Origin of the sequence: Thalassococcus profundi, from assembly GCF_003344785.1 — a bacterium.
Lineage (GTDB): Bacteria > Pseudomonadota > Alphaproteobacteria > Rhodobacterales > Rhodobacteraceae > Puniceibacterium > Puniceibacterium profundi.
Window position 1 is genome coordinate 119,177 of the sequence record NZ_QPMK01000013.1, and the last position, 12,765, is coordinate 131,941.

The 12,765-nt window shown below is 66.3% G+C and carries 14 protein-coding genes, 1 tRNA gene and 1 other RNA gene; 8 read left to right on the forward strand and 8 right to left on the reverse strand.

All coding sequences use genetic code 11. The annotated features are described in order from the left end of the window. Positions 1-33 precede the first annotated feature (33 nt). The 3 genes from pssA to nudC form a co-directional block, all read right to left on the reverse strand. Positions 34-795, reverse strand: coding sequence for a CDP-diacylglycerol--serine O-phosphatidyltransferase (gene pssA, locus DU478_RS15785; RefSeq protein ID WP_114511931.1), 762 nt, complete (start codon positions 793-795; stop codon positions 34-36). 3 nt (positions 796-798) lie between these two features. Beyond that, positions 799-1,491: a phosphatidylserine decarboxylase gene (locus tag DU478_RS15790; RefSeq protein ID WP_114511932.1), complete on the reverse strand. Its 693-nt coding sequence runs from the start codon at positions 1,489-1,491 to the stop codon at positions 799-801. 87 nt (positions 1,492-1,578) lie between these two features. Next, positions 1,579-2,544, reverse strand: a complete 966-nt coding sequence (gene nudC, locus DU478_RS15795; RefSeq protein WP_114511933.1) for an NAD(+) diphosphatase — start codon at positions 2,542-2,544, stop codon at positions 1,579-1,581. A gap of 191 nt (positions 2,545-2,735) precedes the next feature. Between nudC and DU478_RS15800 the strand changes: the two genes are divergently transcribed. The 3 genes from DU478_RS15800 (at position 2,736) to ffs (ending at position 5,569) form a co-directional block, all read left to right on the forward strand. Beyond that, positions 2,736-4,715 (forward strand): bifunctional 2',3'-cyclic-nucleotide 2'-phosphodiesterase/3'-nucleotidase, encoded by a 1,980-nt coding sequence (locus DU478_RS15800; RefSeq protein WP_114511934.1) that lies wholly within the window; start codon positions 2,736-2,738, stop codon positions 4,713-4,715. 44 nt (positions 4,716-4,759) lie between these two features. Further along, positions 4,760-5,425 carry an HAD family hydrolase gene (locus tag DU478_RS15805; protein ID WP_114511935.1) on the forward strand — a complete coding sequence of 222 codons (666 nt, stop codon included), beginning with the start codon at positions 4,760-4,762 and terminating at the stop codon, positions 5,423-5,425. A 47-nt stretch (positions 5,426-5,472) separates the two neighbouring features. Beyond that, an RNA gene (gene ffs / locus DU478_RS15810) (signal recognition particle sRNA small type) lies at positions 5,473-5,569 on the forward strand. A 187-nt stretch (positions 5,570-5,756) separates the two neighbouring features. Here the strand turns inward: ffs and DU478_RS15815 are convergent. The 3 genes from DU478_RS15815 to DU478_RS15825 form a co-directional block, all read right to left on the reverse strand. Further along, on the reverse strand, positions 5,757-6,698 hold the full coding sequence (locus DU478_RS15815) for a hypothetical protein (RefSeq protein ID WP_114511936.1): 942 nt from the start codon (positions 6,696-6,698) through the stop codon (positions 5,757-5,759). Between the two features lie 238 nt (positions 6,699-6,936). Further along, positions 6,937-7,539, reverse strand: a complete 603-nt coding sequence (locus DU478_RS15820) for a hypothetical protein (protein WP_114511937.1) — start codon at positions 7,537-7,539, stop codon at positions 6,937-6,939. 67 nt (positions 7,540-7,606) lie between these two features. Next, entirely contained in the window at positions 7,607-8,059 is a 453-nt protein-coding gene (locus DU478_RS15825) for an Lrp/AsnC family transcriptional regulator (protein ID WP_114511938.1), read from the reverse strand. Between the two features lie 72 nt (positions 8,060-8,131). Here DU478_RS15825 and DU478_RS15830 point away from each other — a divergent pair, with 72 nt between their 5' ends. The 3 genes from DU478_RS15830 to DU478_RS15840 all read left to right on the forward strand — a co-directional run bounded on the left by DU478_RS15830 (position 8,132) and on the right by DU478_RS15840 (position 10,242). Continuing rightward, complete coding sequence (locus DU478_RS15830) at positions 8,132-8,734, forward strand: LysE family translocator (protein ID WP_114511939.1); 603 nt, start codon at positions 8,132-8,134, stop codon at positions 8,732-8,734. An 82-nt stretch (positions 8,735-8,816) separates the two neighbouring features. Beyond that, positions 8,817-9,779 carry an acetyl-CoA carboxylase carboxyltransferase subunit alpha gene (locus DU478_RS15835; protein WP_114511940.1) on the forward strand — a complete coding sequence of 321 codons (963 nt, stop codon included), beginning with the start codon at positions 8,817-8,819 and terminating at the stop codon, positions 9,777-9,779. Between the two features lie 46 nt (positions 9,780-9,825). After that, a complete protein-coding gene (locus DU478_RS15840) occupies positions 9,826-10,242 on the forward strand; it encodes a VOC family protein (protein WP_114511941.1) in 417 nt (138 codons plus the stop codon). A gap of 115 nt (positions 10,243-10,357) precedes the next feature. On the opposite strand, the gene DU478_RS15845 is transcribed toward DU478_RS15840, so the two are convergent. After that, positions 10,358-11,008: a GntR family transcriptional regulator gene (locus DU478_RS15845; protein WP_114511942.1), complete on the reverse strand. Its 651-nt coding sequence runs from the start codon at positions 11,006-11,008 to the stop codon at positions 10,358-10,360. A gap of 31 nt (positions 11,009-11,039) precedes the next feature. Continuing rightward, a complete protein-coding gene (locus DU478_RS15850; RefSeq protein WP_114511943.1) occupies positions 11,040-11,732 on the reverse strand; it encodes a M48 family metallopeptidase in 693 nt (230 codons plus the stop codon). 106 nt (positions 11,733-11,838) lie between these two features. On the opposite strand from DU478_RS15850, the gene DU478_RS15855 reads away from it, so the two are divergent. Together DU478_RS15855 and DU478_RS15860 are read left to right on the forward strand one after the other, a co-directional pair. Further along, positions 11,839-12,156 carry a TIGR02300 family protein gene (locus DU478_RS15855; RefSeq protein WP_114511944.1) on the forward strand — a complete coding sequence of 106 codons (318 nt, stop codon included), beginning with the start codon at positions 11,839-11,841 and terminating at the stop codon, positions 12,154-12,156. Positions 12,157-12,246: 90 nt separating this feature from the next. Continuing rightward, positions 12,247-12,322, forward strand: a tRNA-Ala gene (locus tag DU478_RS15860). The last annotated feature ends 443 nt before the right edge of the window (positions 12,323-12,765 follow it).

Below are 12,765 nucleotides of genomic sequence, written 5' to 3' on the forward strand. Positions count from 1 at the left end.
GGCGTCTCGGCCCGGTGCGACCGGTCCTGGGAATCAGAGCGTGTCGAACCTGCGCCGCGTCACGAGCGCCCATGCGACACTGGCGATATAGGCCGCGCTGAGCACAAGCAAAGTCGCCCACATGTAGGTGAGCAGCGCCGAGATCAGCACCATCACCGCCAGCAGGTAGAACCGCGCCCGTTCGCGCGAGATCACCAGCCGCTTGAAGGAATAGGTGGGAATCTTGCTGATCATCAGCAGGCCGACGATCACGGTGTAGACGGCGATCGCCATCGGCGGCACCGACACGCTGTCGGGAAAGAGAAAGCTCAGGTACATCGGCAGCATGACGAGGATCGCCCCGGCCGGCGACGGCACGCCCTCGAAGAAATCCGGGTTAGGCTGCTTGGCGCCTTCCTGCGCGGCGGTCTTGGCCATGACGTTGAACCGCGCCAGCCGCAGCACGCAGCAGAGCACGTAGATCAGCACCGCGATCCAGCCCGCGCTCGGCAGGTCCTCGCGGAAGAAGGCGGCATAGACGATGAGCGCCGGCGCCACGCCGAAATTGCCGAAATCCGCCAGTGAATCGAGTTCCGCCCCTGTCAGGGACTGGCGCTTCAGCAGCCGCGCCATGCGGCCGTCGAGACCGTCCAGAACCGCCGCCAGCAGGATCAGCCGCACGGCACTTTCGAAAGCGTCGTTGAAGCCGAAGCGGATCGCCGTCAAACCGGCGGCGATGGCCGCCATGGTGATGAGGTTGGGCAGCAGGTCGATGATCCGCATATGGGTCTGGCGGCGGACAGGCGGCTCCTGCATGGCTCAGACCTCCCGGCCCGTGCGCGCGGGTTCGGCACTGGCGAGATCGGCGATAACCGTCTCTCCGGCGATGCAACCCTGGCCCACGGCCACCATCGGCGCCACGCCCTCGGGCAGGTAGACGTCGACGCGCGACCCGAAGCGGATCAGGCCGAAGCGTTCGCCGGTCTCGAGCCGGTCGCCCTCGGTCGTGAAACAAACGATCCGCCGCGCCACGAGCCCCGCGATCTGCACCACCGCGATCTCGCGCCCGTCGTCCAGCGTCAGCCTAAGGCTGTTGCGTTCGTTGTCGGAACTGGCCTTGTCGAGCGAGGCGTTGAAGAACTTGCCGGGGCGGTAGGCGATGGCCTTGATCGTGCCGGCGCAGGGCGCCCGGTTCACGTGACAGTTGAAGACGTTCATGAACACGCTGACCCGCAGCAGCGGCACGTCCGGCATGCCCAGTTCTGCGGGCGGCACGGCGCGTTCAATGAGCGACACGACGCCGTCGGCGGGGCTGACCAGCAGACCCTCGCGCTGGGGCACGGTGCGCTTGGGATCGCGGAAGAAGTAATAGCACCAGACCGTCAGGCCGACGCCGATCCAGCCCAGCACGTCCGACAGCAGAAACAGCACCAGCGTCACGGCGGCGAAGATGGCGACGAACTTGCGTCCCTCGGGATGCATGGGTTTGAGGAAGGTATCGCGCATGCGCATGGGGCATTCTGTCCTTGTCTGGCGGCTTGGCCCTGTCCTAGCGCATCGGGGAGACGGGTAAAATGCCTAAACCCGTTGCGCGGGCGGTCAGTCCAGCGTATCGGCCAGCCAGTTGTGCAGCAGGAAATGCGCGATGGCCCCGCGCCGTGCGGGCAGGATCTCCGGGTTGCGCCCCGCGAAGGCCGCCGCGATATCCTCGCGGCTGACCCAGCGGGCATCCTCGATCTCGACCGGGTCGATGTTGATGTCGGCGCTTTCGGCAAAGCCCTGGCAGCCGATCATCAGCGACGCCGGAAAGGCCCAGGGCTGGCTCGCCAGGTAGCGCACCGCGCCGACGCGGATGCCGGCCTCTTCGAAGACCTCGCGGCGCACCGCGGCCTCCACCGTCTCGCCGGGTTCGATGAAGCCCGCGAGGCAGGAATACATGCCTTGGGGCCAGCCGGGACTGCGCCCCAGCAGGACGGAATTGCCATGCGTGATCAGCATGATGACCACCGGGTCGGTGCGTGGGAAATGATGCGCGCCGCAGGCCGGGCAGACGCGCTGCCAGCCGGCCTGGTGCACCTCGCTTGCGGCGCCGCAACGAGCACAGAAGCCGTGCGACGCATGCCAGCCGTGGATCGCCTTGGCGGTTGCGGCAAGTTCCGCGTCGCGCGGGCCGAGCTGGTTCATGATCCGCCGCAATTCGGCAAAGCGCGCCTCGGGGGCCGCGGGATGCACTTGCTCGGAGGGATCGACGAAATTGCCCAGCGACGCAGTATCCAGATCCGCGGGCGCCCAGCCGGAAATGTCATGAGCAAAGCGCGCGGCGCCGTCCTCGCGGCCCAGCAGCACCGGCGCGTGCCGTGCCTCGGCCAGCAGCGGATGATCGAGCGGCAAGCGCACCAGATCCAGCGCCTCGATGCCCTGCACCAGCGGCTTGCCGCGCCACAGCACCACCGTGCGCGCCGCCGGATCCTGCATGGCCGCGGCCAGGGCTGGCACATCGCCGCGGATCTCCGCCGCGCGGTCGAGGCCCGAGCCTCCGAACGTTACCGATTCTGCATGTCGCATGGCATCCCCCCGTTGGCGCCTTGAATGCCACGCCGGGACGCGCGCGGCAAACACATGGCGCGTGCGCCGGTCGTTTCGGAAATAGCGAACACTTTCAGCAACTAACGGTTGAATAGGCGAAAAATCGTTCGCACAATTATGTCCACGTCACGATCCGGTGTTCTCTGAAGGCTCAACGCAAAGGAGCCCTCTTGACCCAGTCCCGCGACCGCGCCCTTTCCCGCCGCGCCTTTCTGGCCGGCACAGCAACAGGCTCAGCATTGATCGCCTTGCATCCCTATTCGCTTCACGCCGCCGCCGGTCAGGCGCATCTTCGGATTCTGGAAACAACGGATCTGCATGTGCACGTGTTTCCCTACGACTACTACGCCGACAAGCCGGTCGACACGGTCGGTCTGGCGCGCACCGCCTCCATCGTTCGCCGGATCCGTGCCGAGGCGTCGAATACGCTGCTTCTGGACAACGGTGATTTCCTGCAGGGCAATCCGATGGGCGATTACATCGCCTACGAACGCGGCATGGCCGAGGGCGACCTGCATCCGGTGATCGCCGCGATGAACACCCTGGGCTTCGACGCCGGGACCATCGGCAACCACGAATTCAACTACGGCCTTGATTTCCTGATGAAATCCGCGGCCGGGGCCGCTTTTCCGCTCGTTCTGGCCAATATCGCCAAGGCGCAGGGCGCCTCCCCGCGCGACGACGACACGTTGTTCCCGCCGTATGTCATCCTCGACCGGCGGCTGACCGACGGGGCCGGCCAGAGCCATGCGATCAAGGTGGGCATCATCGGCTTTACCCCGCCGCAGGTGATGAACTGGGACCGCCAGCACCTCGACGGCCGGGTGACGGCGCGCGACATAACCGCCACCGCCCGCGCCTACGTGCCGCAGATGAAAGAGGCCGGCGCCGACATCATCGTGGCCCTGTCGCATTCCGGCATCGGATCGGCGGACGAACGCGAAGGGATGGAGCATGCCTCGGTGCCTCTGGCGGCCGTGGAGGGGATCGACGCCGTGGTCACCGGCCATTCCCATCTGGTCTTTCCCGGACCCGGCTTCGCGGGGTACGCCGCCGTGGATGCGCAAAAGGGCACGCTGCACGGCAAACCCGCAACCATGGGCGGCTTCTGGGGCAGCCATCTGGGCGTGATCGACCTGATGCTGGAACGCGAGGGCGGAGCCTGGCGGGTGCTGAGCGCCAGCGCCGAGGCGCGCCCGATCACCCGCCGCAACGACGACCGGTCAGTGACGGCGCTGGTGGACAGCGATAGCGATGTACTGGCCGCCGCCCAGGACGCGCATGACCGGACGCTGACCTATATCCGCCGACCGGTGGGACGAACACCGGTGCCGCTGCATTCCTACTTTGCCCTCGTGGCGGACGATCCGTCGGTGCAGATCGTGTCGATCGCGCAGGCCTGGTACATCCGCCGGATGCTGAAGGGCACCGAACATGCGGACCTGCCCGTGCTGTCCGCAGCCGCCCCCTTCAAGGCCGGCGGGCGCGGCGGGCCGGACTATTACACCGACGTGCCCGTGGGACCGGTGGCGATCAAGAACGTGGCGGATCTCTACCTCTATCCCAACACCGTGCGGGCCGTTCGGATCACCGGGGCGCAGGTCAGGGACTGGCTCGAACGCTCTGCCGGGATGTTCAACCGGATCACGCCGGGGGCCGCCGACCAGCCGCTGCTGAACCCCGATTTTCCGAGCTACAATTTCGACGTGATCGACGGCGTCAGCTACCGTATCGACCTGAGCCAGCCCTCGAAATTCGACCCGTCCGGCGCGATGCTGAACCCCGGGGCGCAGCGCATCCGCGACCTGACCTTCGACGGTGCGCCGCTCGATCCAGAGGCCGAGTTCATCGTCGCCACCAACAACTACCGCGCCTCGGGCGGCGGGGCCTTTCCCGGCGCCATGGGCGACACCATCGTCTTCGAAGCGCCCGATACCAACCGCGACGTGATCGTCCGCTACATCCTGGAACAGGGCACGGTCGATCCAGCGACCAACAGCAACTGGCGCTTTGCACCGATGCCCGGCACCTCCGTTCTGTTCGAAACCGGCCCGGCGGCGCGCGGCTATTCGGGCGCGGTGGGCAGCCTGACACTGGAAGATGCCGGCGACACCGCCGAGGGGTTCGCGCGCTTTCGCATCCTGCTCTGACGGTCGGCTCGACAATCAGCGTGCGCCATGCTCTACGGCAACGCATGACACACGCTGCCCCGACCGGCCTGCAAGCCGTGATCTTCGATCTCGACGGCACCTTGCTGGACAGCGAGGCCGCGTCGCTGCGCGCCGGGCTGCGCGCCTTCGAAGCGGTCGGGGTCACGGTACCGGACAGTTTTCTTCACGGGCTGGTCGGCAAGGATTATGCCGCCGGGCAGGCGCTGATCCGCGCCCGCTTTCCCGAGATCGACAGCGACCGGCTGGCCCGCGAATGGGCCGGTCTGACCCGCGAAATGCGCAACCGCGACGGCGTGGCGCTCAAGCCCGGCGCCGCCGAACTGCTGGCGCATCTGTCCGAGCGTGGCATGCCCCTGGCGCTGGCCACCTCGTCGCATGACGGCAGCGCTCGCGAGAAACTGGCGCTGAGCGGTCTGGATCGGCATTTCGACATCGTCGTCACCCGCGACAGCGTGCTGCGCGCGAAACCCGCACCGGATGCCTACCTGCTGGCCGCCGAACGCCTGAGCCTGCCGACGGACCGGTGCCTGGTGTTCGAGGACAGCGATCCGGGGGCCGAAGCCGCCCACGGCGCCGGTGCCTGGGTGGTGCAGGTGCCCGACATCCTGCCCACCGACGGCGCCTTCGCGCACCACGTGGCCACCACCCTGAGCGACGGCGCCGACTGGGCGGGTCTGTGGCAGAGATGACCCTGCCCCCCTTGCACCGTGTCCCCTGCGCCGTTATATGCGAGTTCGAGAGGTTGGCGCGGGCAGGCACCTCGCCAACCCGGTCAGGTCCGGAAGGAAGCAGCCGTAACGAGCCTCGCTTGGGTCGTTGTCCAGCCTCTCACCTCATCCCCCGAAGACCCTTTCAGAGGCAATTCCCTTTCAGACGCCGGAGTTCGAAGCCGGACAGTCCGGTTCAAGCCGGTCATGAGAATAAGCGATCTTATGCGGTCCTGACGCCCATCGCACCGGAGGCATGGTCCATCGCCGGTCCGTGTGAACCCCAACCGTCTTGCCAAGACGATGCGACAGTTCAGCCTGGATCTCGCTCCTCCTCCGCGGGGGACACCGGCAAACCGGGGGTGGTATCGGTCAAGTAGGTCCGGTTGACGTAGGCATTTCCCCGTGCCGAGAAGTTCAGAATCAAATCGTCCCAGGTGTCAGGCAGGGTCGCGTCGCTCAGGCGCCGCATATGGCGATTGTTGATCCAGCGGCGCCGCATCTTGCTGTTCAGGCCCAAGCGCGTCGCATGACGGATAAGCTCCATCTGGACATAGGTGGGCGAGACATTCTGTTCCCGGAAAGCCCGCGCGCGATCCTGTAGAGCGGGATCGTCGACACCTAGCCGAGCCAGCAGATCGAGCAGCACGTTGCCCTTAGGAAAGGCGGCCCTGTCGAAATGCACCGCCTGGATGTTGGATTGCCCGAACGCCGTGCCCCACAGATCGAGGCGGGTGGCATAGTCGACCAGGTCCCGCAGCCGGTCCGCGCTATTCACGTACTGGCCGAAGCTTTGGACCGTGCGGCCCCGCTTCACGAGCTGGCTGTACAGGCTTTTGACATAGGCGCGCTGATCCCGCAGGTAGACGAGGATCGTGACCGTGTCGAAAAGCGACTTGAGGCGGGCGGCCAGGGCAGCGATAGCGACGCTGTCCTTGTCGTAGACCATGTAGAAATGCTCTTCGCTGATGAAGAACGGCCGGCCGCTGGCCGCCTTGTCCCTGATCTCGGCCTCGATCTGGTCCCATGCGATGTCTTGCAGGCCGGACAGACGGTATTTTCGCGGTATGCGCGCCTCGATCTCCGGCGCGACCTGCCCCCGAAACGACGGAACCGACAGGAACTTGTGCCCGCAGAGCCCCCCGCAGCTGTCAATGTATTCGATCGGTGACCCCGGGCCTTCCTGCAGGAGGAAATTCTGTATGCTGGACGAACCGGCTTTGGGCGTACCGATGTGCAGGTAGAGATGGGCCATGGGGTTGCCTAGGCTTTTCTTTCAAGATGCTCAAGGAACCGGCTTCTTGCCGCACAGCCTGGGCAAAAAATGTCCGATCCGCACCAAGCGGTCATTCCCGTACGACCTTTACCGGAGCTGCCACGGACAGCCCGCCCGGGATCACGCCCAAAGGCCGGCCTCCGCATGCACAGCCCGTCTTGCCCCGCCTGTTGCCTCCCGGCACAGACCATCGCGCCGATGCGACTTTGCCGCAGAGTCAGAAGTCGATGACCGGCTCGCCGTATTCGTTCAGCCCCTGGTCGCGGCGCTTCTCTGCAAAGACCTCTTCGCGGGGACGCCACGGATATTGTTCGTCCTCCAGCGTCGGCCCCCAGTAGAGCGTGCCGCCGTAGCGCCAGGGATCCAGGACCAGCGCGTCGTAGATGTCCTCGCCGCGGGCGGCGACCATGACGGTGCTGTGCTCGATCCGGAAGGGCGTCTTGTAATTGGCGATGGCGTGCAGGATGTCGAGCGTCTGGAAATTCTCCCGCTCCAGCCGCGCGCCAAGATCGCGGGCCCAGTGCCAGCACAGCCCGCGCGGCTTGATCCCGGCGTTGACCTTCATGTTATGGCGCAACGGCGGGTCCTCGATCTGGTATTCGACCATCAACCGGCGCGGATATTCCACCGCGATTCGCGCCGCGCGCCGGGCCTCTTCGGGATCGACGTCGGACCGCAGCGCCGCGATGGCACGGGTCAGTTCGGCGATCTTGACCGCGTCCGGCTGCGCCGCAGGCCCGGACGGCGCCGAAGTGCAGGCGACGGTCAGGATCATCGCGCAGAGCAGCAGCCAATTACGAAGGAATATCAGTGGCTTCATGGGTATCCCGCAGTTTTCTTGCGGACCTGTTAGCCCAGCCCGCCCGGACTGTCGAGACGCCAATCGCTCAGGCCCGTTCATCCTTTGGTGATCCCATCACCACGTAGGAGGTGATCGCATTGACCTGCGGCAGCGTGCCCAGCACCTCGGTGTGAAAGTGCTTGTAGGCAGCAAGGTCCGCCGCCTCGATCCGCAGCAGGTATTCCACCGAACCGGTGATGTTATGACATTCGCGCACCTCGGGGCTGCGGGCGATCGCCTGTTCGAAAGCCATCTGCGCTGCCTTGGTGTGCTGGTTCAGCCCCACTGTGACATAGGCGGTGAACCCAACCCCGGTCTTGTCCGGGTCGAGCACGGCGCGGTAGCCGCGGATCACGCCGGCGCGTTCCAGCGCCGTCACCCGGCGCAGGCAGGCCGAAGGCGACAGCCCGACCCGGTCGGACAGCGCGAGGTTGCTGATCCGGCCATCGCGGACCAGCACGCGCAATATCCTGTCGTCAATGTCGTCATATTCGCGCATAAATGCGAATCTATCGCGGAATGCGGCACAAGTTGCAATTAAATCCCGCCAGATTGCGCAGATTGTCGCGGAATGACCCATGATCTTCTGCTCGCCCTTCTGACCTTCGCGATCGTGACCGTGATCACCCCCGGCCCCAACAACCTGATGTTGCTGGCCTCCGGGGCGAATTTCGGCTTTCGCCGCAGCTTGCCGCACATGCTGGGAGTCGGCCTCGGCTTTCCCGCGATGATCGTGCTCGTCGGGCTGGGCGTCATGCAGCTCTTCGATCTCTGGCCGCCCAGCTACCTGGTCCTCAAGGGGCTGTCGGTGGGCTACATGCTCTATCTCGCCTGGAAGATCGCCCATGCCGCCCCGCCAGAGGACGCAGAGGCACGGGCCACCGCCCGGCCCCTGGGGTTCCTGCAGGCTTCCGCGTTCCAATGGGTCAATCCCAAGGCCTGGTCGATGGCCCTGTCGGCGATCACGCTCTATGCCGCCAGCCGCGACCTGACGGCGGTGCTCTGGGTCGCGGGCGCCTACGTGGCCTGCGGCGTGATCTCGACCAGCACCTGGGTGTTGCTCGGCCGGCAGGTGGCGCGCCTGCTGGCCCGCCCCGCGCGGCTGCGCTGGTTCAACCGCGCCATGGCGGCGCTGCTGGTCCTGTCGCTGGTGCCAGTGCTGCTGCCGGCCTGATTGTTGCATCCGGGCCGCGCCCGCGCCATATAAGCGCAAACAGCCCCGCGCCGCCCAGGCGCATCCAGGCACGAGAGCGGACATGACTCATTACCTCGACTTCGAAAAACCCCTGGCCGAGATCGAAGGCAAGGCCGAAGAATTGCGCGCCATGGCGCGCGCCAGCGAGGAAATGGACGTGGAATCCGAGGCCTCCGCGCTCGACCGCAAGGCCGACCAGATGCTGCGGGACCTCTACAAGAAACTCACGCCCTGGCGCAAATGCCAGGTCGCGCGCCATCCCGAACGCCCGCATTGCCGCGACTATATCGACGCGCTGTTCACCGAGTACACGCCGCTGGCGGGCGACCGCAAATTCGCCGAGGACGAGGCGGTGATGGGCGGGCTGGCGCGGTTCAACGACCAGCCGGTGGTGCTGATCGGCCACGAGAAGGGCAACGACACGCAAAGCCGGATCCAGCGCAACTTCGGCATGGCTCGTCCCGAAGGCTATCGCAAGGCGGTGCGCCTCCTGGAGATGGCCGACAAGTTCGGCCTGCCGGTGATCACGCTGGTGGACACGCCCGGCGCCTATCCCGGCAAGGGTGCAGAGGAACGCGGCCAGTCCGAGGCCATCGCCCGCGCCACGGAAAAATGCCTGCAGATCGGCGTGCCGCTGGTGTCGGTGATCATCGGCGAAGGCGGATCCGGCGGCGCCGTGGCCTTTGCCACTGCCAACCGCGTGGCGATGCTGGAACATTCGGTCTATTCGGTGATCTCGCCCGAGGGCTGCGCCTCGATCCTGTGGAAGGATTCGGAAAAGATGCGCGAAGCCGCCGAGGCGTTGCGTCTCACCGCGCAGGACCTGCTCAAGCTCGGCGTGGTCGACCGGGTGATCCCAGAACCGCTGGGCGGCGCGCATCGCGACTCTGCCGGCACGATCGCGGCGGTCGGCGCGACCTTGTCGGCCATGCTCGGCGATCTGGAGGGGATGAAGCGCAAGGCGCTGATCAAGGACCGGCAGGACAAGTTCCTGACCATCGGCGAAAAGGGCCTCGCGGCGTGACCCCCGCCCGCAGCCGGCCGGGCCTCGGCCCCCGACCGGCAGGCGCATGATCGCCTATGTCACCGTCGGTGCGGACGACATCGCCGCGGCGAAACGGTTCTACACAGCGATCCTGCCCGCGCTGGGGTACAGGCTGCGCGAAGGCCCCGAAGGCCTGAGCTTCGCCCTGCCCGTGGCGCCCGGCCAAAGCGTCCCGTTGCCCGATTTCTACGTCAAGCCAACCTTCGACGGGCGCCCCGCGACAGCCGGCAACGGCAGCATGGTGGCCTTCGAGGCGCGCGACCAGCAGCAGGTCCGCACCCTGCACGCCGCCGCGCTGACCGCCGGCGGCACCGACGACGGGCCGCCCGGCTTCCGCGACGCCTACGGCCCGACCTTCTATGTCTGCTACCTGCGCGATCCGCAGGGCAACAAGATCGCCCTCTTCTCCAGCAACCCGGCGGACCCGGGGCGCGACGGGTAGGCCTTCACAGCCGGGCGCGTCCCCTTCTTCGGTTCTCAATAACCCTCGGAGAGCGCGAGAGGCTGGCCTCTCGCATCGCCCAGCACGGGCGATCTCCGCGGCCGCCGCCCGGAGATCACCCCGCCAGCATCTTCAGACCCTGGGTCACGTCGGACCGGACCGCCAGCCGCAGGCTCGGCTCGTCCCCGGCCTTGAGCGCGGCGATGATCAGCCGGTGATACTGCGGCGCCTCGGTGCGCCGCAGCCGGCCATAGAGCGCACGCATGGTCGGGCCCAGCTGCAGCCAGACCGTCTCGGCCATGGCCAGCATCGCGGGCGCTTGCGCGCGCAGGTAAAGCGTCCGGTGAAACTCGAGGTTGGTGCGGATGTAGCCCACCGCATCGCGGTTCGACACCACGTCGGCGATGGCGCCGTTGATCGTCTGCAGGCGGTCGATCAGCGCGATATGGGCGCGCGGCAGGGCGCGGCTGGCAAGCTCGACCTCGATCAGCGCGCGCAGGGCGGCCAGTTCCTCGATCCGCTCCTGGCTCAGCTCCGGCGTCTGCACCCGGCCGGAATTGGACATCGACAGCGCGCCCTCGGCCACCAGCCGCTGCACCGCCTCGCGCGCGGGCGTCATCGAGACGTCGAATTCGCGACCGATGCCGCGCAGCGTCAGCGGCGCGCCGGGCGCGATCTGCCCCAGCATGATGCGCGTCCGCAAACCGCGGTAGACGCGGTCATGGGCCGAAGGCGGCAGGTCGATGGGACGCGGCGTGGCAAGCATGGCGCGACTGTGATCACGAAGCGCGCCGCGGTCAATCGCCAAAGCGGTAGCGGTGCAGGCCCGAGCCCTCGTCGCGTAGCCAGCGCCGCGGCGCGCGCCAGTCGCCGTAAAGCGCCGTGACCGTGTCCCAGAAGGCGGCCGAATGGTTCATCTCGGCCAGATGCGCGACCTCGTGCGCGGCGACGTAGTCCAACACCTCGGGCGGCGCCAGGATCAGCCGCCAGGAATACATCAGCCCGCCGCTCGACGAACAGGACCCCCAGCGCGACCGCGTGTCGCGCAGGGTGAGCCGGCTGTAGGACCGCCCGAGCCGCGCGGCATAAAGGTCCGACGCCGCCGCCAGCCGGTCCCGCGCCCGCGCCCTGAGCCAGCCCTGCAGTTTGGCCGCGACCCGCGCCGCGTCGCCGGGCACGGCGATCTCGGCCGGGTGCAACGCCACACGCGCCCCCTGCCCCGCCACGATCTGCCGCATCGCGCCCTCGACCGGCAACGCCGCGCCGAGCGCGACCCGCACCTCCGGCACCCGCGCATCGAGATGTCCGCGCAGCCAGCTTTCCTTGTCACGCAGGAAGGCCAGCGCCTCGCGCTCCGGCAGCCGCCTGGGCAGGGTCAGCGTCACCCGCCCGTCGAGCTGCGACAGCCGCAGTGACAGCCGCCGCGCCCGCGCGGAGCGGCGCAGCAGGACGGCGATCGGGGGGTTGCCGGGCAGCGTGATCTCACCCATATGAAGGTCCTCGACAAGGCGGGCGTCAAAGCCTTTGACACGGCTTTAGTGTTATGGCAGTTGGCCCCGATCGTCCACAGGACCACAAGAGTGAAGGGGACCTCCCATGCCCAAGGAAGAATGGGGCGTCAAGCGTGTTTGCCCGACGACCGGCAAACGGTTTTATGACCTGAACAAGAATCCGATCATCAGCCCCTACACCGGCGAAGTGGTCGAGATCGACACCTCCAAGCGCAGCATGATCGCGGCGGACGCGGCCGACGGCGCATCGCGCAAGGCCAAGAAGGACGACACCGAAGAGACGGATGCCCTGGAGGATGACGACGTCGACGTGGATCTCGACGACGATGATGTTCTCGAAGACGAGGATGACGACAAGGTGTCGCTCGACGATATCGCGGACGTCGCCAACGACGACGATTGACGAACCGGCAGAGGCGTGGATTTTTCGCTTGATCCCGCCTCTGGCATTGCGTAATTGAGCGCGCACGGCGCTTCGGCGCGGTCAGGAAATGGGGCCTTAGCTCAGCTGGGAGAGCGCCTGCATGGCATGCAGGAGGTCAGGGGTTCGATCCCCCTAGGCTCCACCAAACCGCACTTTTGCGCCGAAGAACCCCCTGACACCTTGAAGGGAAAGCTACTTTCGGCGGTTCGATAGCCCTCAATACGGTGGTAGCGAAGTGGCTCGACAAAAGCCAGCTTCAGCACCGTTCTCTTGAGAGCTAATCCTGAATTTTCATATATTTTCCAAGGGTTTGCCAAAAATCCTAGGGCCGGTTCGATAACTTCCTTTAGGCGTCCCTGCGGCGGCACGATTCTCTCGGCCTGATCGGCCAGTCTGATCTTCTGACGTTCAAGCTTCTCGACCCGGTCTTCCAGAGCTGTCAGAGGTGGTCCTACATTTTAGACCAGCTTGCAGCCTTTTTAAGATGGATCAGGGATTGATTTAGGCTGCTAATCTCATTGGTTCTGTTTTGCTGGCATAGGCCTCATCGGGGGTCAATATTCCGTGGGTCGAATGCGGGCGCTCGGA

Coding starts and splice junctions, on each gene's coding strand:
- DU478_RS15840 (WP_114511941.1), top strand. CDS start 9,826: ATGATCGCCTATGTCACCGTCGGTGCGGACGACATCGCCGCGGCGAAA.
- pssA (WP_114511931.1), bottom strand. CDS start 795: ATGCAGGAGCCGCCTGTCCGCCGCCAGACCCATATGCGGATCATCGAC.
- DU478_RS15825 (WP_114511938.1), bottom strand. CDS start 8,059: ATGCGCGAATATGACGACATTGACGACAGGATATTGCGCGTGCTGGTC.
- DU478_RS15850 (WP_114511943.1), bottom strand. CDS start 11,732: ATGGGTGAGATCACGCTGCCCGGCAACCCCCCGATCGCCGTCCTGCTG.
- DU478_RS15835 (WP_114511940.1), top strand. CDS start 8,817: ATGACTCATTACCTCGACTTCGAAAAACCCCTGGCCGAGATCGAAGGC.
- DU478_RS15845 (WP_114511942.1), bottom strand. CDS start 11,008: ATGCTTGCCACGCCGCGTCCCATCGACCTGCCGCCTTCGGCCCATGAC.
- DU478_RS15805 (WP_114511935.1), top strand. CDS start 4,760: ATGACACACGCTGCCCCGACCGGCCTGCAAGCCGTGATCTTCGATCTC.
- DU478_RS15820 (WP_114511937.1), bottom strand. CDS start 7,539: ATGAAGCCACTGATATTCCTTCGTAATTGGCTGCTGCTCTGCGCGATG.
- DU478_RS15815 (WP_114511936.1), bottom strand. CDS start 6,698: ATGGCCCATCTCTACCTGCACATCGGTACGCCCAAAGCCGGTTCGTCC.
- nudC (WP_114511933.1), bottom strand. CDS start 2,544: ATGCGACATGCAGAATCGGTAACGTTCGGAGGCTCGGGCCTCGACCGC.
- DU478_RS15790 (WP_114511932.1), bottom strand. CDS start 1,491: ATGCGCATGCGCGATACCTTCCTCAAACCCATGCATCCCGAGGGACGC.
- DU478_RS15830 (WP_114511939.1), top strand. CDS start 8,132: ATGACCCATGATCTTCTGCTCGCCCTTCTGACCTTCGCGATCGTGACC.
- DU478_RS15855 (WP_114511944.1), top strand. CDS start 11,839: ATGCCCAAGGAAGAATGGGGCGTCAAGCGTGTTTGCCCGACGACCGGC.